Genomic DNA, 19,850 nt, shown 5'->3' with positions numbered 1-19,850 from the left:
CCATCCCTTCATGTGCCCTGCCGCACGCGACTGACCAGCGAATCTGCATCCAGGCCGCAGGCGCGGAGAACTTCCGCTACCGAGCCCGACGGCGGAATGGATTCGATGCCGACACGGACGAACTGCATGTCCGGAGGAATTCCCTTGCCGACCGCGAGGGCAGAAAGAATCATGTCAGCCTGCCCTCCGTCCGCGTAGTGGTTGTCCAGACAGAACACCTTCTGACAACCGGCAAGTTCGCCGCGCAGCCACTCTGTATCCACCTGATTGAGCCAGGGAAGATTGATCACCCTGACGCTCGGTCCTTTCTCGTCGGCGAGACGCCGCGCCGCGTTGACCGCCTCGCTGAGCAGCACCGGGCCGTAAGCAATGATGGCGACATCACGCCCCGGGTGAACACATACGCCGCGACCCGGCACCGGGCGGTAGTCTTCCGGCAAGTTAAATGGCACGTTCCACGGAAGGGAGACGAGGCGCAGATAGCTGCTGCCCGGCGCCTCATTTACGCACCAGTCCACGAGCATGCCAACCTCGGCTTCGCAGGAGGGTTCGACCAGCGTCATTCCCGGCACGGCGGCAAGTGTCGAGATGTCCCTCACGGCCTGATGCGAATGCCCCGGTCCGCCGGGGACGACACCGGCCAGAGAGCCGACGTAGAGAATCCGCGTTTCTTCGGTCGCGTTATTGTATATCTGCTCGTTGGGGCGAGCCGATAGGAAACATGCAAACGAATGGACGATCGGCATCAACCCGTTGAGTGCCATGCCCCCGGCCATCGACACCATGTCCTGTTCGGCGATGCCGCATTCCACCAGACGACCCGGATGCTTTTCGCGAAACGGAATCAAGCCGGTATCCAGAATGAGGTCGGCATCAAGGGCCACGAGGTTAGGGTGTCTGTCCGCCTGTTCAATCAACGCACGGGAATAGGCAGCAACCAGACGTTGCTGTTCGGCCGCTACTGGCAGAGGCGCTTCTCGCACGACTGTCTCGAATTCGAGGGAAGGCGCGCCCACTGCAGCAATGCGCTGCTCCAGACGGTCAATCAGTTCCTGCGCGGCCTTGCGATAAGCGCCCGCATCCGGGGCGCCGCTATGGAACCTATACATCGCCACATCAGAGTCAAGCGCCGTGTGCTCCATGAAGGACACGCCCCGACCCTTGACGGTATCGGCGATGATCACCTTGGGACGAGGGTCCGTCTCCAAGGCCGACAGCGCACGGGCAAGAGCAGGAATATCGTGGCCATCGCACCGTGCAACGCACCAGCCGAAGGCCTCTAGTTTGGCCAGGAGGTCGCCAAGATCCGACACGTTCTTGACGAAGGTATCCGACTGGAGCTTGTTATGGTCGATGACGACGACCAGTTCGTGCAGGTCGAAATTAACAGCGGAAACGAGAGACTCCCAGAACTGCCCTTCCTGCAACTCGCCGTCGCCGGTCATGACGAAGACGCGGCCGGATCGTCCCAACAGACGGTTGGCCAGGATCATGCCTTTTGCCTTGGAAACCCCCATGCCTAGCGAACCGGTATTGGTCACAATGCCCGGAGTCCCGACGTCCGGGTGTCCGGGCAGTCCGTCAATCCGCCGCAGACGGTGCGTAAGCGCGAAATCGAGGCGCCCCGTGCCTATCAGTGCCGCGTAGAAGCCCGGCGCGTCATGTCCCTTCGAACTGAAGTAGACGTCGTCGTCATTCATTTCCTCGAGCAACAGCCAACTGACGATATCCAGACTACTGAAACTGCTGCCGATATGACCCGAGCCAGCACACGCGATCATGTAGAGCGCATTCAGCCGACACATGTCGGCAAAGATGCCTGCCCGTTGTTCAGGCTCGACATCCAGCCCTCTGGCGCGCTCAAATTCTGGGTAAGGAAGGTAGTACAGCGTTCCTTCGACAGCTTGCCCTACGAGATCACCCACGATTTACTCCGGTTCATACTGCAAATTGGTAGGAAGACTGCGCGACTGCAGGCAACGTCACCGCCTGCGTCGCCAGCAGTCGTTCAGCCAGCCACCAGTCTTCGGGTTCGTTGATGTCGAAACCCTCGTAGCCTTCGCTGACGAAAGGGATGACGGACTCCCCTGCAATGCTGTTCTGCTGAAGCGGCACGCGCGACCAGGCGATTTCCAGACTAGCGTCCTGCGCATAGACCTCTGGCAACGCTGCGTACTGGCTGCTGTGCCACGGTGTCGTTCCGTTGGCGAAAGGCAGCAAGGGCAGCATTCTGTTGCCGCGGATAACCCACATCTTTCCCGGGTGCTGCTTGCACTTCTCGATCGCCCGCAGTGAATCGGCACGCGGATCTTCGATAAAACGCGCCCAGGCGCGGCGTATCGTATCGGGCTGCCGGAAAGGGCTTGTCGGGCGGAGGATGCTGAACACTTCAAACTCGCGGGACGCCGCTGCCAGTTGGCGGAGCATCCACACCACCCATTCGATATCCGGAGACTTGTCACCGGATATCTCCGCTGCACGCAGTACCGGCACCTCCGCACCGTAATGTCGCGCGATGTCCGCATAGCGCTCACTGTCAGTGGCGCAGATCACCGCATCAAACACGCCACTATCGATCGCAGACCTGATGGAATACGCCAGCATGGGATGTTCGCCCAGCGGTCGGATGTTCTTGTCCGGCACCCGCTTGGAACCCGAGCGGGCCGGGATGAAGGCAACGGATTTCGGTTTCATGTTCAGATCAGTTGGGCGCGGGCAAGGAAGGAAATGTTCTTGAGTTCCGAATAGACATCGAGCGCTTCGAGACCTGGCTCCCGGCTGCCATTGCCGGACGATCCGAAACCGCCGAAGGGCATGTGCGGTTCGCTGCCGTAGGTGCCCATATTCACGTTCGCCACGCCGGCCCGCACGCGCTGGGCAAACCACATCGCCCGATCCACATTGCGGGTGTGGATCGCAGCCGTCAGTCCGTACTCCGTGGCATTGGAGAAGACAAGTGCCTCCTGCAGGTTCTCGACTGGATGCAAGGTGGCGACAGGACCGAAAATTTCCTTCCCGCAGAGTTCTGCCTCGGGGGCCAGTCCATCGATGACTGTCGGCTCCACGTAGTACCCCTGCGTCAGAGACGGGTCGGCAGGTGCGCCTCCTCCGCACAGAATGCGCCCGCCCTGTTCTCGAGCACGCTCGATCGCGGCGAGAACTGACTGCTGCTGGCGCCTGCTGACGACAGGCCCCAGGTCGCAACCCGGACCGTTTCCGAGCTTCAGACCTCGGGCCCTGTCTACGAAAGCGTCCCGGAAGGCGTCAAAGACCTTCCGGAAGACGATAATTCGGCTGCCTGCAGCGCAGCGCTGCCCCGCATTGCTGAACGCAGACAATGCCGCCCAATGGACGGCCTGTTCGAGGTCTGCGTCATCACAGACAACGAATGGATTCTTTCCTCCGAGCTCAAGTGACACTCGCGCCAAACGTCGCCCGGCCGTTTCAGCTATCCAGCGACCTACTCCCGTGGAGCCGGTAAAACTGATCACGGCGACACGCTCGTCACTCACCAGCGCAGCCCCGGATAGCTGCCCTCTTCCCTGAATGACGTTGAAGACGCCGTCCGGCAGCCCCGCCTCCCGCGTCATCTCGGCGAAAAGCTGCGCGATCTGCGGCGTATCTTCGGCTGCCTTGAGAACAACCGCATTACCGCACACGAGTGCGGGAAAGACCTTCCAGGCAATGTTTGCGATCGGCGTATTGGCTGGCACGATCAAACCCGCCACGCCGCGTGGCTGGCGCACCGTGTGGCTGTACTTTCCGGGCACTCCTGACGTCAGTGAGCGGCCGTGCAGGCGCATGCCCTCGCCGGCAAAATACTCGCCCTGAAGAATGGCGCCTGCCGTTTCGCCCTGGGCATCCTGCGGCGACTTTCCGGTTTCCAGAGCGACGCAGTGAGCAAGTTCGTCGCTGCGTCGCTTCATCACGGACACCAAGTCGCCGAGGATTTGCCCGCGTTTCACTGGCGACACATCCGACCATGCCGGAAATACGACGCTTGCTGCCAGGACTGCGGAATCGACGTCAGCGGCCGATGAATCGGCGAAGTGACTCAGCAGTCGGCCATCGTGAGGACTAAACTTATCGAGCCACCGATCACTGCTCGGCAGTTGTACTTCGCCCTTAATCCAGTTGCCTATGCGTGAAGTGTTCGTCATCAGATCGCCGTCCAGCCACCATCGATCACCAGATTCGCTCCTGTCATATAGCGCGACGCAGGGCTTGCGAGAAAGAGCACAGAGCCGTTGTATTCGTCCGGATTGGCCATGCGGCCAATCGGAATGCGACCGCAGTAGGCATCAAGGAAAGCCTGCTCCTGCCCATTGAAAACACCGGCGATCGTCAGGGAATTCACCCGGACATTGCGCTTGGCCCAGTACACCGCGAGATAGCGCGTCAGATTGAGAACCCCTGACTTCGATGCAGCGTAGGCGACCGGTTTGAAGAACACCTCGCCGCGCTGCCGACGGTAGTCGTAGAGGCTCTGATCCGGTGACACTACACCGTAGATTGAGGCGATGTTGATGATCGACCCTCGCCCTTCGCTTGCGAGCGCACCGCCGAATATCTGACAACAGAGATAGACACCCTTAAGGTTAACGTCAATCACTTTGTCCCACGAAGATTCCGGATAGTCCTCGAACGGGCCATTCTCGTCGAGAGGTGCGGAGGGGGGAGAGTCGATGGCCGCGTTGTTGACCAGCACGGTGGGTGCTCCGAAACGAGCCCGAATCTCGACCAGTGCCGTTTCCAGCGTCGTTCTGACAGTCACATCCACGGCACAGAAGAAGAAGTGATCGGGAAAATCCGTGGACAGCGCCTCCCCATCGCCAGAGAGCCTTACATCCAGGCCGGCAACTCTGGCACCGCGCTGGAGGAACGCACGTGCGTACTGGGAGCCGAGTTGGCCCGAAACGCCCGTAATGACAACGATTTCGTCGCTGACAGAGAAGAGTGACTCAGTAGGAAGGTAATTCACGTTATTTTTGAGCGTCCTGCTTGGCATGGAAGATCAGATCACACACTTCTCGAACGGCCCCCTGGCCGCCAGGTCTGCTGGTGCGATAAACGACATGAGGAATAACTTCCGGGTAAGCATCAGCCACAGCGACAGGAATACCCACTGCACGGAAAGCAGGGATATCGTTTATGTCGTTGCCGACGAACATGGTTCTGGCGGGCGGGACGGAGAGTTCCTGACACGTACGGAGGATCTCCGCAGCCTTGTCTTCAACACCTTGCTTGCACGGCAGCTTCAGCTTGTTTGCCCGGGCCGTCACAACGGGGTTGACTTCGGTCGAGATAATGAGCAAGCGAACACCCAATGCGCGCAAGCGCGACAAACCAAGCCCATCACTCCGCCAGCAACGTACTGATTCGACGCCATCCTGTGAAACGTAGACGGTGTTGTCGGTAAAAACACCGTCGAAATCGAAGGCAACGAGTTCGACTCCAGACAGACTTTCAGCGGAAAGCGTCACGCACGCTTTCCTTCGATATCGGAGTAATCGATCGGCTCACCTTTTGCAATATCGCGCTTGGCCACACATCCAACGATCCGATTCGCTTCACGAACAGGAATGTAACCCACGTTGAAAATCCGCCCAGAAAGAGAGTCAAGGGTGATTTCATCCCCAGCCTTGACATCCACATAGGCCACCAGGGACTTTCCAAGCTTCTTGAACACGCGCTCGCTGCCGAGTTCGACCTCAGGCTTTGGCGCCATCATGTGCCTAACCCTCTTGATGTCCCGAACGAACTTCCGAAAACCTTCTGGCTCAAGCGCAAAACTGTGATCGGTGCCTTTCCATGCACGATTCAACGTTACGTGCTTCTCGAAAACGCGCGCACCTTTGAGGTATGCCACCGGACCCGACAGAGTACCGTTGAAATGATCGGACAAGCCTATGGCACAGCCCGGAAACTCCGTCTTCAGGACTGGGATGTTATCGAGCCCGAGCCTGTTGTATTCGCACGGATACTCCGAGACACAATGAAGAATTGCCACGTCATCGTGATGACTGCGCAGCACCTCGATGCTGGAACGAATCTGGTCGATCTTACCGCCACCGATGCTCATTACCACCGGCTTTCCCGTCTTTCCGATCCGGTGGATCAACGGTAGATTACCCAAATCGAAGGAGGCCACCTTCAGGATATCCACACCCACTTCCCCCAGCAACTCGAGGCTCGGCTCGTCGAACGGCGTGGACATGAACTTAACGCCGTATTTCTCGCAGTCCTGCTTCAAAATGGGGAGCCACTCAGGCTTGAGCTCAAGCCTTTCGCGGTGAGCACCATATGTTTCAGCAAAAGCATTCTCGCTTTCATACGGAGCCTCATAGGCCTCTCTTGAAAACAAGTATTTATTATTCCGCGTCTGAAACTTTACTGCATCCGCCCCCTCGAATGCGAATATTCGAATATATTCACGTGCAATGTCAAGATCACCTTGGTGATTTTGACCAACCTCCGCGATGATAAAGGGATCTTCATCAAGAAACTCTCGCTCAAACATACAATTCACAGTGCGCTTAGATGGAAGTTAATCAAAACAACACAAGAGAAACCCCTGCCTCAAAGGCGTAGGCCAAACTGAAATCACCGTACTGGCGAGCGAAAAACAACAAAATAAACTTTCACAAAACAAAATACGCGTTAAACGAATTCGTCCCAAACCCGCGCAATCGCACTCATTCATGAAATCCGCTCGCAGCCTCACAAGCGTCGGAATATATCATTCCAAGACAACCTCCGCAATCAGAATGCATGATTTACCGGAAGGGATGGCAGGGAAGGCAGGGACGTCGCCCCAATTCCAACACTCGGGATCGAGGGACGACGTCGACGCGGTGTTAGCCTGGTAACACGGCTACAATCATGGAATGCCGTCAGGACGTACGGGAGCCCGAGCGAGCAAAGGAGGACTGCGGCCGTGGCTGTAATGCCCCCGCGTCACTGTCGCACGCCAGCCGCCTCGGACTCTGGTTGCACTGATCACTTAGCACGATCAACGACGCCCCCATCCCTTCCTCGACGTCATCCTGACACGTAGGATCAGAAGGGAGAGAGGCGGCGGGCATTGGGCTGCATCCTCGCAAGACCAGGGGCGAACGCTGACCCGCCGGAAAGTTGGCGCAAGCAGTCTACGCATCGGGTCGGAAGCCTTTGCGGATATATCGACGGCGCAACCAAATCTTGCAAAAAAAGCCCGTGTCTATCCGGCTGTTGCCGGTAGACCACGGGCTTAGTGTTTGATGGTGGAGAGGAGGAGGATCGAACTCCCGACCTTCGCATTGCGAACGCGACGCTCTCCCAGCTGAGCTACCCCCCCAACGGCTGCGGATTATAGGGCCTCGGATGCCGGTTGTGAAGGAACATCGCTCAGAATCACGCGGTCGCAGCATCACGATCGGTACGGATTTCAGACACGATGAAAAAGAGAATCGACGGAATGGATCGCAGGCGCTTCATCGGCGGTGGCGCGGCTGGGGCGCTGCTCATAGCGTCGCCGCTGTGGCTGGCAGGCTGCGCGACAGCGCGGCAGTACGAGCAGGCCGAGCACATGGCGGCGCAGCTCGCTGTCGGCGACGAGTGGATGTACGAAGAACTGAATGGCTACAACCGCGAGCGGCAAGCCGGGATCCGTTACGTCGTCGAGCAGGCGGACCCGCCGCGCCTGCGCATCGAGGTCGATGGCAAGCCGCTGAGCAGTCTGCGCAGCGGCCAGTTCGAGGAGTACGCAGCGCCCTGGGTGGTTAGCCGCGACACCGTGTATGACCGCGACAACCGCTACGACGCACCGTTGCCGGTGCTGCCGGCGCTGCTCGAACCCGGCGTGCGCGAGGCGTGGCAGTCGATGGTGACCACCGATCCGAAGGAGCGGCCGCGCCGCTGGCACGTGCAGATCGACACGCTCGGCTACGAGCGCGTGACTGTACCGGCGGGTGAATTCGAAGCATTGCGCGTGCGTCGGCTGATCAAGTTCGAACACCCGGATTTCTTCCGCACACAGTCGGAACGCGTCGAACACCTGTGGTTCGTGCCCGAAGTAAAACGCTGGGTGAAGCGCGAGTGGCGCGGCCAGTACATGCCCAAGCTGCGCAGCCGCCATCCGCTGCTGCGCGAGGACTGGGTCGTGTGGGAGCTGACCCGCTTTACTGTGGCGTGATGCCGGCGCCCGCGAGCGCACGTCCGAGGCGGTCGTTCACCGCGGCCCACTCGGGCGTCTCCGGAATGGCTTCGATCACGATCATCGAACCACCGACCGCGTCCGCGTCGCGCATCGCGGCGTAGAGCCCGCGTGCGTAGCCGGCTGGTTCGGCCGGCAGCATGAACCAGCGATGCGGACAGTCGGACAGTGGCGGCTGGCTGTGTGCGATCACCGCACAATGTCGCCCGCTGTGACGGAAGGCGTTCAGGAAGTCGCGCAGCCGCGCAGGCGCAATCTTGCGCATCGCGCTGCGCGGCGCGTAATGCGCGGCGAGCGCCCCGGACACCCGCGGTGAGTTCTCGTCGCCCTTGCCCGCAGGCATGCGACCGATCACTGCAGCGATCTGCCCGGCGCTGATGGCGCCCGGCCTGAGGATGCGCGGAGTGTCTCCGGACAGGTCGAGTATGGTCGATTCGATGCCGACCTCGCACGGCCCGCCGTCGAGCACGGTGACCGAGTCACCGAACTCGTCGCGCACGTGTTGCGCGGTCGTCGGGCTGATGCGACCGAAGCGGTTGGCTGACGGTGCGGCCACGCCGCCGCCGAAGGCGCGCAGCAGCTTCAGCGCCACCGGATGCCCCGGCACACGCAGTCCCACCGTGTCCTGACCGCCGGTCACCTCGAGCGGCACGTCTTCCTCCCGCTTCAGGATCAGGGTCAGCGGGCCCGGCCAGAAGGCCTGCGCCAGCGCGATCGCCTCGCGCGGAATGTCGCGCGCCCAGACGGTCATCTGTTCGGCGTCCGGCAGATGCACGATGAGCGGATGGTCGGCGGGGCGACCCTTTGCCTCGAATATGCGGCGCACCGCCGCCGGGTTCATCGCGTCGGCGCCCAGTCCGTAGACGGTTTCCGTCGGCAGCGCGACCAGTTCGCCGGCGCGCAGCCGGCGCGCAGCGTCAGCGATGTCGGCGTCCGACGCGCTCATCGTTCAGCCGGCGATGCCGATGGCGCCGCGTGCGTTCATCGCGGTGTCGATGACCGGATCACCGCTCTCGCCGAGCACGGTGAAGTGGCCCATCTTGCGACCAGGACGTGCGTGATGCTTCTGGTAGAGGTGCAGTTTCAGCCCCGGTTGGCGCAGCAGGCGCGACCAGTCCGGTTCATGGGCGTGATGGGCGTCCTGCTGGTACCACAGGTCGCCAAGCAGATTCACCATCACCGCGCGCGAATGCTGGCGTGCGTCGCCCAGCGGCAGGCCGCACAGGATGCGCACCTGCTGTTCGAACTGGTTGGTGACGCAGGCATCGATCGTGTAATGGCCGCTGTTGTGCGGGCGCGGCGCCATCTCATTGACCATCAGCCGGCCACCGGCGATGAAGAACTCGACGCCGAGCACACCGACGTAACCCAGTTCGGCGGCAATGCCGGAAGCCATTTCGGTCGCTTCGGCGGCCAGCGCACCGCTGATGCGCGCCGGCGCGATGGTCACGTCGAGAATGCCGTTGCTGTGGCTGTTCTCGGCCACCGGGAAGGGCGCGACACGACCGGCCGCGTCGCGGGCCAGCACCACCGACACCTCCAGTTCGAGCGCCAGCATTTGCTCCAGCACACAGGCTTCGCGCTTGAAGCTCTCGAACGCTGCCCTCGCTTCGGCGGCATTGGCCACCCTCGCCTGCCCCTTGCCGTCGTAGCCGAAACGCGCCACTTTCAACACGGCCGGAAACAGCGACGGATCGGCCGCCTCGATGTCCGCCACACTGCGGATCGCGGCAAACGGGCCAACCGAAAAGCCACGGTCGGACAGGAAGGTCTTCTCCGCGATGCGGTTCTGCGCCACCGCGACGCAGGCGGCGTTCGGGCGGGTCGGAATGAATTTAGACAGGTGATCCAGCGTGTCGGCCGGAACGTTCTCGAACTCGGTGGTCACCGCGGCGCAGGTCTGCGCCAGTCGCTCCAGCGCCTGCATGTCGTCGTAGGCGGCGCACAGGTGCTCGTCCGCTGCCTTGCCGGCCGGGCTGTTGCGGTCCGGGTCGAGCACAACGACGCGATAGCCCATTTCATGCGCGGCCAGCACGAAGAAGCGGCCGAGCTGACCGCCGCCGAGCATGCCGAGGGTTGCGGGAGGAAGAATCATCTGCAAAGGCTCCGAAAGATCCGGCTCAACTTCTCGTGACCGCGGACGGATGCGGATGTGGCGGATGAACGCGGATTAAAACCTGAAAATGGATGCAGCGGACGGCAGCCGCAGCGACGGCGGTCAGCCTTCGAGCTTCATGTCCAGCACGGTCTGGGCCTGCCGAGCGCGGAAGTCCTCGAGCGCCTGCGCAAGCGACGCATCTTCGCCCGCCAGCAAGGCCACTGCAAACAGTCCGGCATTGGCTGCACCGGCCTCGCCGATGGCGAAGGTGGCGACCGGAATGCCCTTGGGCATCTGCACGATGGACAGCAGCGAATCCATGCCGTTGAGCGCCCGCGACTGCACCGGTACGCCGAGCACCGGCACCGTAGTCTTGGCCGCCAGCATGCCCGGCAGATGGGCAGCACCGCCGGCACCGGCGATGATGGCGCGCAGGCCGCGACTGCGTGCCTCCTCGGCATAGGAGAACAGCAGGTCCGGTGTACGGTGCGCCGATACGACGCGCGCCTCGAACGGCACACCGAACTGCTCCAGCATGGCGCAGGCGGCGCGCATGGTGTCCCAGTCGGAGTTCGATCCCATCACGACGCCAACCAGCGGCGTGCGGGCGTGGTCTTCAGCACTCATCGGCTTCATCCTTCGCCGGCCTCGTCGGCCCGGAAAAAGGCGCGGATTCTACACCCGCGCGACAGCGAATCGACAAACATGGAAAAAACGAAAGGGGCACCGATTGCCCGGTGCCCCTCTGGGGTCTGGTCGACCCTCTATGCTTCAGCGTGCGTCAGCGATCAGTCTGCACGACGCGCGCGGTCGCTGCGGCCGGAACTGTTGCCACGCCAGCCGCCTTCGCTGCGCGGCGCACCGCCACCCGGACGACGCGGGCCATTGCCCGGCTTGTTGCCCCAGCTGCCCGGACGACCGGTGCCGGTGCGCGGGCCGCGCGGAGCGGACGTGCGCGGCTGCACACGCGGCTCCAGACCCGGAATGGTGTGCACCGGGATGGTGTGACGGATGAAGCGTTCGATCGTCTTGACGCGACGCACGTCATCGCCGGAAGCCAGGCTGACCGCGATGCCGCTGCGGCCGGCACGACCGGTACGGCCGATGCGGTGCACATAGTCCTCCGCCGACTTCGGCAGATCGAAGTTGATCACGTGACTGATGCCGGCCACGTCGATGCCGCGGGCGGCAACGTCGGTGGCGACCAGCACGCGCAGCGCGCCGCGGCGCAGATGGCCCAGCGTGCGATTGCGTTCGCCCTGGTGCATGTCACCATGCAGTGCCGCAGCCAGGAAGCCGTTCTCACCGAGCTGCTCGGCGATCTGGTCGGCGTCGCGCTTGGTGGCGGTGAACACGATGGCTTGTTCGACGCCTTCGTCACGCAGCAGGTGGTCGAGCAGGCGCTGCTTGTGGCCCATGCCGTCGGCGAACAGCAGACGCTGTTCGATGTTCTCGTGCTGGGCGGCGGTTGCCTGGATCTCGATGCGCTGTGCGTCCTTGGTCAGGCGCTCGGCCAGACGGCAGACGCGCGGCTCGAAGGTGGCCGAGAACAGCAGGGTCTGACGGCTCTGCGGCAGACGGTCGACGATGGCTTCGATGTCCTCGATGAAGCCCATGTCCAGCATGCGGTCGGCTTCGTCGAGCACCAGCATTTCCAGACGGCCGAAGTCGATGCGGCCGCTGTCCATCTGGTCGATCAGGCGGCCCGGCGTGGCGACCAGCACTTCATAGGGCTGTGCCAGCAGCTTGTTCTGCATCACGTAGGAGGTACCACCGACCACGCTGACCGCCTTGGCGTAGCGCAGGCCACGACCGTACTTGCGGCAGGCGTCGGTGACCTGGATGGCCAGTTCGCGCGTCGGCGTCAGCACCAGGATGCGCGGGCCGCGGGCCTTGACGGCCGAGTCCTGCGTCAGGCGGTTCAGCGCCGGCCACATGAAGGCGGCGGTCTTGCCCGAGCCGGTCTGCGACGACACCATCAGGTCACGACCAGCCAGCGCAGCGGGCACAGCCTTTTCCTGCACGGCAGTCGGATTGGGGTAACCGGCCTCGACGATCGCGCCAAGAAGGGATTCGTTAAGACCGAGTTCTGAGAATTCCATGTATTTTTTCCACACAATGGCCACCCGCCGCGCTGCAGCAAGCAGTGCGGAAGGAGCGGGTTGGTCGGGCGAAATCCCGACGTTCTATCGGCACTAACCGATCAACCACGCTTGACCAAACAGGCGGGAGAAAAAGACAGGCCAGGGACGATAACTTTATCGTGCCAGCGCCGGACCTAACCGGGAATGCGTCGGCGGGAGCCAACGCGGAAAGCACGAAGGCGCGAACTTTACAGACAGACGTGTATGTTTGCAAGCGCTTTTTCGCATTGCAACAATCAGCGGCGCGTGCATCGAAAAAAATCGCATCCGCCTGCATCCACGCGGGCGGGTCGCGGGTATGCGTGAGAAGCTGGCGCCGGCTGACCGCGGCGGTGTCCGGCACCTTCCCACCCGTTCAAGGCATAACCATGACAAGCAGCACGGACGATTTCGATTTCGAGGCGGCGCTCGGCGCCTGCGCCGCCGGCGAGCGCAGTGCGCTGCGCCGCATATACGAGCGCGAGGGCAGCCGCCTGCTGGGGGTCGCCCTGCGCATCGTGCGCCGTCGTGACGTCGCGGAAGACGTCGTACACGACGCCTTCGTGCGCATCTGGGAAAAGGCGTCGAGCTTCGACGCGAGCCGCGGCAGCGCCCGTGGCTGGATCTACAGCATCGTGCGCCACGGCGCACTGAACCACGTGCGGGACCACGCACGCGAAGTGCCGGCCGACGACACACTGACCGAGCACATCGATCACGAGTCCGGCGGGCAGGTGCCCGACCCGTACCAGCAGGTACTGCTTTCGTCGGAAGCCGGTCTGCTCTATGACTGCCTCGGGAGGCTGGACGCGCCGAAGCGCTCCAGCATCCTGCTCGCCTACCTCGAGGGCTGCACCCATAGCGAAATCGCCGACCGGCTGGCAACGCCGCTCGGCACCATCAAAGCCTGGATACGCCGCGGCCTGCAGGCACTGAAGGAGTGCCTCGCATGATCCAGACCCCCGAAGACATCGCCGGCCTCTATGTACTGGGCCTGCTCGACGCCGCCCGCCGCGACGAGTTCGAGCGCGACATGGAGAACGACGCGGCCTTGCGGGCTCGCGTCGCCGACTGGGAGGAGCGGCTTCTGCCGCTGACACGCATGGTCGAACCAGAACCGCTGCCACCCGGCCTGTGGTCGCGCATCGAACGCAGCCTGTGGCCGGCGCCGCGCGCGAGCGCCGCACCGGCCCCCTCCTCGCTCGTCAGCCGGCTTTGGGACAGCCTCGCTTTCTGGCGCTCGCTGGCCGTCACCGGTTTCGCTGCCGCGATGCTGCTCGCCGTCGTCGGTCTGCCCGGCACGCAGCAGGCCGGCGAACCCAAGTTCATGGTGGTGCTGGTAGCGCCGGACGACAAGGCGCCGGGCTGGGTGGTGCAGGCCAGCACCGAAGAGTCGCTCAAGCTCATCCCGCTTGGCATGACCGAGGTGCCGCAGGCCAAGGCGCTGCAGTTCTGGACCAAGGGCGACAAATGGAAGGGTCCGGTCTCGCTGGGCCTGGTGCAGCCGGGCCGCCCGCTCGACGTGCAGATGAAGGAACTGCCGCCGCTTGAGCCCAATCAGCTGTTCGAAATCACGCTTGAACCCGAGTACGGCTCGCCGATCGGTCGCCCGACCGGCCCCATCCTGTACATCGGGCGCGCGGTGAAGGTGATGTGAGGTACCAGGAAACAGACCCGCCCCGCAGGACCGCGGCGGCGGGCCTCGAAGGACCGGGCGTGGAGCGCCCGGCGCCGCACCCTGAGCGACAGGACGCGGAGAGCTGGCGTTGCCGCCAGCGACGGACTCAGTGCCCCTTGGCGTGCACCTCGCGCGCGCGCTCGACCAGGGCATCGAGGCCGAATTTCTTCAGCTTGAGGTAGAGCGTGCTCTTGGCGATGCCGAGCGAGCGCGCAGCCAGTGCCATATTGCCGTGGCTGCCGTCGATGGCACCGAGGATGGCGTCGCGCTCGGCTTCTTCGAGCCGGCGGTTCTCGCGCGTTTCGCCGCCGAAGACCATGCCGTGATCGGTGGCCAGCGGCGCATCGAACAGCTGGATGCCGCGCGGCGCTTCGGGTGTCATCAGCGAACGGGGACGCTCGCCGGTGAGCAGCATCGATTCGAGAATGTTGCGCAGTTCGCGCACATTGCCCGGCCACGAGTAGGAAGACAGCTCGCTGATTTCGGATGCGCTGAGCTGCGGCACCGGCACGCCGTGATGCGCCGCCAGCTTTTCCATCAGCGCGCGCGACAGCACCGGGATGTCGCCCAGCCGCTCGCGCAGCGGCGGGATGCGTACGCTGGTCACCGCAACCCGGTAGTAGAGGTCCATGCGGAAGCGGCCATCGGTAACTTCCTTGCGCAGGTCGCGGTTGGTCGCCGCGATCAGCCGGAATTTCACCTTGCGCGGCGTGTTCTCGCCGAGGCGGTAGATTTCGCCCTCCTCCAGCACGCGCAGCAGATGCGGCTGCATGTCGAGCGGCATTTCGCCCAGTTCGTCGAGGAACAACGTGCCGCCGTTGGCCGCCTCGATCTTGCCCATCATGCCGCCGCGACGCGCACCGGTGAATGAGCCTTCGGCGTAGCCGAACAGTTCGGTCGCCAGCAGTTCTCGCGACAGACCGCCGCAATTCACCGCGACAAAGGGCGCGGCCTTCGCGCTGCCGCAGTCATGGATGCCCTTGGCGAACACTTCCTTGCCGACTCCGGTCTCGCCGAGCAGCAGCACCGGTACGTTGGAACGCGACAGGTGACGGGCGCGCTCGACCGCTTCCATCAGCACCGGGTCCTTGCCGACCACGCAGTCGAGCTTGCTTGGCTCGTGTGCTGCGCTGGTAGCGCCGACCGGCATAGCAGTGCCCTGCACCGAACGCGGCTTGAAGATCGGAATCGTGAGCAGCGTGCCGATGCGCTGCCCGTTGTCCAGAACCGGTTCCAGCCATTCCGGCGCAATCCAGCCCTGCAGGCCGGCCGGCAGACCGTCATCGGTCGCATGGCCAAGTGTGAGCGATGCGATGTCCAACTTGCGCGAACCGATGCGGCCTTCGGACAGCTGGTTCAGCGCCTGTTCGGCGCGCTCATTCGCCTTGACCGGATTGCCGCGGCGGTCGAACACGATGACGCCGTCCGAGGTCGAGTGCGTGAGCCGGTGCATGCAGCGCTCGAGCAGGCGGAAGCGGATGCCCATCTCGTGCTTGGCCAGACGGCCTTCGATCTTGCTCGCGGTGGCCACCACCAGCGCCAGGCTGTGCTTGTTGTAGGTCTGCTGCAGGCCGGATACGTCGATCGCGCCCAGAACACTGTTGTCGTAGGGATCGAGGATGACGGTGGACGAACAGGTCCAGCGCTTGATGCCGGCGCAGTAGTGTTCGGCGGAATGGATCTGCACCGGATGGCGCACCGCGATGGCAGTGCCGATCGCGTTGGTGCCGCAGGCCGTTTCGCTCCAGCTCGCCCCCGGCATCATGTTCATCATCGCGCCTTCGTCGCGCGTGGCCGGGTCGCCTTCGAGGCTGAGTATGGTGCCGCTGTGGTCGGTCAGCACCATGATGGTTCCGGTTTCGGCGAGGAAGTCGCGCGCCATCGCCATCACCGGCGTGCTGGCGGTGAGCAGGTCCCCGTGCTTCTGCTGCAGCGAGTAGAGCGAGTTCTCGCTCAGTGGCGGCGGCGCCTGGTACTTGCTGGGGTCGACGTGGGCGTTGAGGCAGCGGCGCCACGAGTCGTCAATCAGGCGGCGCAGGGCATCGGAACTGCATTCCTCGCCGTTGAGCAGCCGCTCCCAGTGGTTCATCACATCCCGGTCTCGCTCCGGGCGCGAAAACATCTGGCTTTGATCGTCGTCCCGCAATTCCATGGCCACCTCCTGTTTGTAGTGGAGGTAGACAGGCTGCGGGGCACCACGGACGTGATGCATGCAGCACCCGACTCCTCCGATACCGGCGTAGCGATCCGCTTCGAGGCGCATCGTCTCGCAGGCTTGTTTGAAAACCATGTTGCACCGGCAGCCGCGGAATGTCAGCCGCCGGGTGAATCTTCAAGGCGCAGGCCGGGCGCCACCCGGCCAATCAGATCAGGTTAGCTCAATTCTCGTACAACTCCAGCGCGATCGCAGTGGCTTCGCCGCCACCGATGCACAGGCTGGCAATGCCGCGCCGACCTCCGCCGCGCCGCAGCGCACCGATCAGCGTGACCAGCAGCCGCGCGCCGGTGGCGCCGATCGGGTGGCCGAGCGCGCAGGCGCCGCCATGGACGTTCACCGTATCCGGATCGAGGCCGAGGTCACGGATCGCGGCCAGCGTCACGACGGCGAAGGCTTCGTTGATTTCGTAGAGGTCGACATCGGCTTTCGACCAGCCGGCGCGTTCCAGCACCTTGCGGATCGAATCGACGGGTGCCATCGGAAAGCGCGCCGGTGCGCCGGCGTGGCCCGCATGGGCGGCGATGGTGGCCAGCGGCGTCAGGCCGCGCGACCGGGCGGTGGATGCACGCATCAGCACCAGCGCCGCAGCGCCGTCGGAAATCGAACTCGAATTGGCGGCGGTGACCGTGCCGTCCTTGCGGAAGGCAGGCTTCAGTGACGGAATCTTTTCCGGCTTCGCCGTCTGCGGCTGCTCGTCGCGCACCACGCTGGCGCGTGAGTCGCCGCGACCGATCACCTCGACCGGCGCGATCTCCCAGTCGAAGGCGCCGCACTTGTCGGCTTCCAGCGAGCGGTTCAGCGAGCGCAGCGCCCAGGCGTCCTGATCGGCGCGGCTGAAGCCGTATTCCTCGGCGCAGCGCTCGGCGAAAACGCCCATCAGCGTGCCGCGCTCGTCGTAGGCGTCTTCCAGCCCGTCGAGAAACATGTGATCGATCACGCGGTCGTGACCGAGTCGGTAGCCGGCCCGGGCACGGGCCAGCAGATAGGGGGCGTTGCTCATCGATTCCATGCCGCCGGCGACGACGATGCCGGCCGAGCCTGCGAGCAGCGCGTCGTGCGCCAGCATGACGGCCTTCATGCCGGAGCCGCATACCTTGCTCACGGTCGTGCAGGCAGTCGATTCCGGCAGGCCGCCGCGGAGTGCCGCCTGGCGGGCCGGTGCCTGCCCGATGCCGGCCGGCAGCACGCAGCCCATATAGGCTTCCTCGACGTCGTGGGCACTGATGCCAGCACGCTGCACGGCGGCGGCGATTGCCCTTGCGCCGAGCTGGGGCGCGGTCAGCGCCGAAAGGTTGCCGAGAAATCCGCCCAGCGGAGTGCGGCTGACCGACACGACGACTACGGGATCTGACACTTGGTTCACTCGATGCTCCTTCGCGGAAGGCGGCAACCGTCGGGCCGCTGCGCGTCCGCGTGTCACGTAATTGCAATTAGCGGGCCAGTTTCGATGAATGAAAAAACATCGGTTTTTCAACCACCTGCCCCGATTTCTTGAGAATCGACGACACAGTGCGTCCGAAAGCTGTACGGCTCATACTGCAACCGTCCGGCTTTCGGACGTCCGATCGTCCGACCTTCAGACGCGGGCGGCGCGCAGTCCGATCACTTCGTCGATCGAACGCGGGTTCTCCATCGACGACAGGTCGCCCATCGGCCGGCCGATGTAGGCGTTGCGCACGACGCGGCGCAGGATCTTGCCGTTGCGCGTCTTCGGGATCTGCGTCAGCGCGTGGATGCGGGCCGGGCGCAAGGGCTTGCCGAGCAGTCGTGCGACGTGGTCCGAAAGCTCGGTTTCCCACACGCTCCAGCCCTCCTGCCCGCTGCGCTTGTCGTGCAAGGTGACGAAGCACACCACCGCCTCGCCCTTGATCGGATCGGGCACACCGACCGCCACCGCCTCGGCCACCAGCGGGTGCGACACCAGCGCCGATTCGAACTCGGTCGGACCGAGCCGCTTGCCGGCCACCTTGATGGTGTCGTCGCTGCGGCCGTGCACGAACCAGTAGCCGTCGCTGTCTATGCTGGCCCAGTCGCCATGTACCCACAGTCCGGGCAGCGCCGACCAGTAGGTGTCCTCGTAGCGTTCGGGGTCGTTCCAGAAGCCGTGCGTCATGCCGGGCCACGGCTGGCGCAGCACCAGTTCGCCGACGCTGCCGCGCACCGGCTTGCCTTCGGCGTCCACGACGTCCGCCGCCATGCCGGGGATCGGTCCGTTGAAGCCGCAGGCGGTCTGCGGCAGACCGGGGAAACAGGCGAGGATGCCGCCGCCGATCTCGGTCCCCCCCGAGTAATTGACGATGGGACGACGGCTCTGACCGACCGTTTCGAACAGCCACAGCCACGGGGTCTCGTTCCACGCCTCGCCAGTCGAGCCGAACACGCGCACGGTGTCGAGCGATCCGATCTGCGGCACGGCGTCGCGGCTGCCCATCAGCAGGCGCACCAGCGTCGGCGACAGGCCGAGGTGGGTGACGCCGTGCCGCTGCACGATGCGCCACAGCCGGCCGGCGTCCGGGTAGTCGGGCGTACCTTCACACAGCACGATCGTGGCGCCCAGCAACAGCGCGCCAAACACCATCCACGGCCCCATCAGCCAGCCCATGTCGGTCACCCACATCAGGGTGTCGTCCTCGCGCAGATCGAAGGCCATCACCATGTCCTGCGCCGCCTTGAGCGGGAAGCCGCCGTGCGTGTGCACCACACCCTTGGGCTTGCCGGTGGTACCCGAGGTGTACACCAGCATCAGCGGGTCGGACGCACCGAAGGACTCGGCCGCGGACGGATCTGCCGGGGTGGCCGCGAGCGTCGCGTAGTCGCACAGATCGTAGTGGCCGCCATGCTCGCTGCCGGCGTAAGGTCCGTTGCCCAGGCGGTCGACCACCACCACGTGCTGCACCGATTCGCAGGCATCTGCCGCGGCCAGCGCGTCGGCCAGCATGCGCACCGGCTTGCCGCGGCGGAAGTAGCCGTTGGCGCACACCAGCACGGTGGCTGCGGCGTCCTGCACGCGCTGCACGACCGAGTCGGCCGAGTAGCCGGAGAACATCGGCACCGAAATGGCGCCGATCTTCGCTGCGGCGAGCAGGATGACCGCGGCCTCCGGCACCATGGGCAGATAGATGGCGATGCGGCTGCCCTCGCCTGCGCCGAGCGCACGCAGCCCCGCTGCCATGCCGTCGACTTCGCGCGCCAGCTCCGCGTAGGTGATGCGTCGCTCTTCGCCGGCGTCGCCTTCCCAGCGGACTGCCACCTTGTCCGGGTGGCGGCGCGCGTGCTTGCCGACGATGTTGTCGACCAGATCGAGCCGGCCGCCGACGAACCAGCGCGGCCACATGATGCCGTCGCTCATGTCCAGCGTCTGCGTGTAGGGCGTGCTCCATTCGAGCCCCACCTCGGCCACGACGCGGTCCCAGAAGACCGGCGCATCGCGCTCGGCGTCCTCCTGCAGCTGATCGAGCGAGCCGTAGCCATGACGTTCAATGAAACGGGCAAGCCGCGTGCCCTTCCACTCGTATCCAGATGGCGTGAATACCTTCATG

At 63.9% G+C, this 19,850-nt stretch carries 16 protein-coding genes and 1 tRNA gene; 3 read left to right on the top strand and 14 right to left on the bottom strand.

Annotated elements, in window-relative coordinates:
* Positions 1–8: 8 nt before the first annotated feature.
* The 7 genes from WJU27_RS04320 to WJU27_RS04290 form a co-directional block, all read right to left on the bottom strand.
* Complete coding sequence (locus WJU27_RS04320; RefSeq protein ID WP_341421230.1) at positions 9–1,925, bottom strand: transketolase C-terminal domain-containing protein; 1,917 nt, start codon at positions 1,923–1,925, stop codon at positions 9–11.
* A gap of 13 nt (positions 1,926–1,938) precedes the next feature.
* A complete protein-coding gene (locus WJU27_RS04315) occupies positions 1,939–2,694 on the bottom strand; it encodes an acylneuraminate cytidylyltransferase family protein (RefSeq protein ID WP_341421229.1) in 756 nt (251 codons plus the stop codon).
* 2 nt (positions 2,695–2,696) lie between these two features.
* Positions 2,697–4,160, bottom strand: a complete 1,464-nt coding sequence (locus WJU27_RS04310; protein ID WP_341421228.1) for an aldehyde dehydrogenase family protein — start codon at positions 4,158–4,160, stop codon at positions 2,697–2,699.
* Positions 4,160–4,981, bottom strand: coding sequence for an SDR family oxidoreductase (locus tag WJU27_RS04305; RefSeq protein WP_341421227.1), 822 nt, complete (start codon positions 4,979–4,981; stop codon positions 4,160–4,162). Before WJU27_RS04305 ends, WJU27_RS04310 begins: the two co-directional genes overlap by 1 nt.
* A gap of 1 nt (position 4,982) precedes the next feature.
* On the bottom strand, positions 4,983–5,483 hold the full coding sequence (locus WJU27_RS04300; RefSeq protein ID WP_341421226.1) for a KdsC family phosphatase: 501 nt from the start codon (positions 5,481–5,483) through the stop codon (positions 4,983–4,985).
* On the bottom strand, positions 5,480–6,520 hold the full coding sequence (locus tag WJU27_RS04295) for an N-acetylneuraminate synthase family protein (RefSeq protein WP_341421225.1): 1,041 nt from the start codon (positions 6,518–6,520) through the stop codon (positions 5,480–5,482). Before WJU27_RS04295 ends, WJU27_RS04300 begins: the two co-directional genes overlap by 4 nt.
* Before the next feature lie 740 nt (positions 6,521–7,260).
* Positions 7,261–7,336: transfer RNA gene (locus WJU27_RS04290), tRNA-Ala, on the bottom strand.
* Positions 7,337–7,435: 99 nt separating this feature from the next.
* Between WJU27_RS04290 and WJU27_RS04285 the strand changes: the two genes are divergently transcribed.
* A complete protein-coding gene (locus WJU27_RS04285; protein ID WP_341421224.1) occupies positions 7,436–8,173 on the top strand; it encodes a DUF3108 domain-containing protein in 738 nt (245 codons plus the stop codon).
* On the opposite strand, the gene WJU27_RS04280 is transcribed toward WJU27_RS04285, so the two are convergent.
* From WJU27_RS04280 to WJU27_RS04265, 4 genes are all read right to left on the bottom strand, one after another.
* The gene (locus WJU27_RS04280; RefSeq protein ID WP_020164835.1) at positions 8,160–9,140 is read right to left on the bottom strand and encodes an L-threonylcarbamoyladenylate synthase; all 981 of its coding nucleotides are present in this window, start codon (positions 9,138–9,140) and stop codon (positions 8,160–8,162) included. The genes WJU27_RS04285 and WJU27_RS04280 overlap by 14 nt on opposite strands.
* A gap of 3 nt (positions 9,141–9,143) precedes the next feature.
* Positions 9,144–10,289, bottom strand: coding sequence for a 5-(carboxyamino)imidazole ribonucleotide synthase (locus tag WJU27_RS04275; RefSeq protein WP_029143704.1), 1,146 nt, complete (start codon positions 10,287–10,289; stop codon positions 9,144–9,146).
* A gap of 123 nt (positions 10,290–10,412) precedes the next feature.
* A complete protein-coding gene (gene purE / locus WJU27_RS04270; RefSeq protein ID WP_020164837.1) occupies positions 10,413–10,919 on the bottom strand; it encodes a 5-(carboxyamino)imidazole ribonucleotide mutase in 507 nt (168 codons plus the stop codon).
* 161 nt (positions 10,920–11,080) lie between these two features.
* Positions 11,081–12,394, bottom strand: a complete 1,314-nt coding sequence (locus WJU27_RS04265; RefSeq protein WP_019918114.1) for a DEAD/DEAH box helicase — start codon at positions 12,392–12,394, stop codon at positions 11,081–11,083.
* A gap of 410 nt (positions 12,395–12,804) precedes the next feature.
* On the opposite strand from WJU27_RS04265, the gene WJU27_RS04260 reads away from it, so the two are divergent.
* Positions 12,805–13,368, top strand: coding sequence for a sigma-70 family RNA polymerase sigma factor (locus WJU27_RS04260; protein ID WP_020164838.1), 564 nt, complete (start codon positions 12,805–12,807; stop codon positions 13,366–13,368).
* Positions 13,365–14,072, top strand: a complete 708-nt coding sequence (locus WJU27_RS04255; protein WP_341421223.1) for an anti-sigma factor — start codon at positions 13,365–13,367, stop codon at positions 14,070–14,072. Before WJU27_RS04260 ends, WJU27_RS04255 begins: the two co-directional genes overlap by 4 nt.
* 127 nt (positions 14,073–14,199) lie before the next feature.
* Here the strand turns inward: WJU27_RS04255 and WJU27_RS04250 are convergent, their stop codons facing one another.
* From WJU27_RS04250 to WJU27_RS04240, 3 genes are all read right to left on the bottom strand, one after another.
* On the bottom strand, positions 14,200–16,245 hold the full coding sequence (locus WJU27_RS04250) for a sigma-54-dependent Fis family transcriptional regulator (protein ID WP_020164840.1): 2,046 nt from the start codon (positions 16,243–16,245) through the stop codon (positions 14,200–14,202).
* A gap of 226 nt (positions 16,246–16,471) precedes the next feature.
* The gene (locus WJU27_RS04245; RefSeq protein WP_341421221.1) at positions 16,472–17,674 is read right to left on the bottom strand and encodes an acetyl-CoA C-acyltransferase; all 1,203 of its coding nucleotides are present in this window, start codon (positions 17,672–17,674) and stop codon (positions 16,472–16,474) included.
* 213 nt (positions 17,675–17,887) lie between these two features.
* On the bottom strand, positions 17,888–19,849 hold the full coding sequence (locus WJU27_RS04240; protein ID WP_341421220.1) for an AMP-binding protein: 1,962 nt from the start codon (positions 19,847–19,849) through the stop codon (positions 17,888–17,890).
* Position 19,850: the final 1 nt, after the last annotated feature.

This window comes from Methyloversatilis sp. NSM2 (assembly GCF_038066675.1).
Classification (GTDB): domain Bacteria; phylum Pseudomonadota; class Gammaproteobacteria; order Burkholderiales; family Rhodocyclaceae; genus Methyloversatilis; species Methyloversatilis discipulorum_A.
This window is presented reverse-complemented; position numbering and strand designations above follow the sequence as displayed.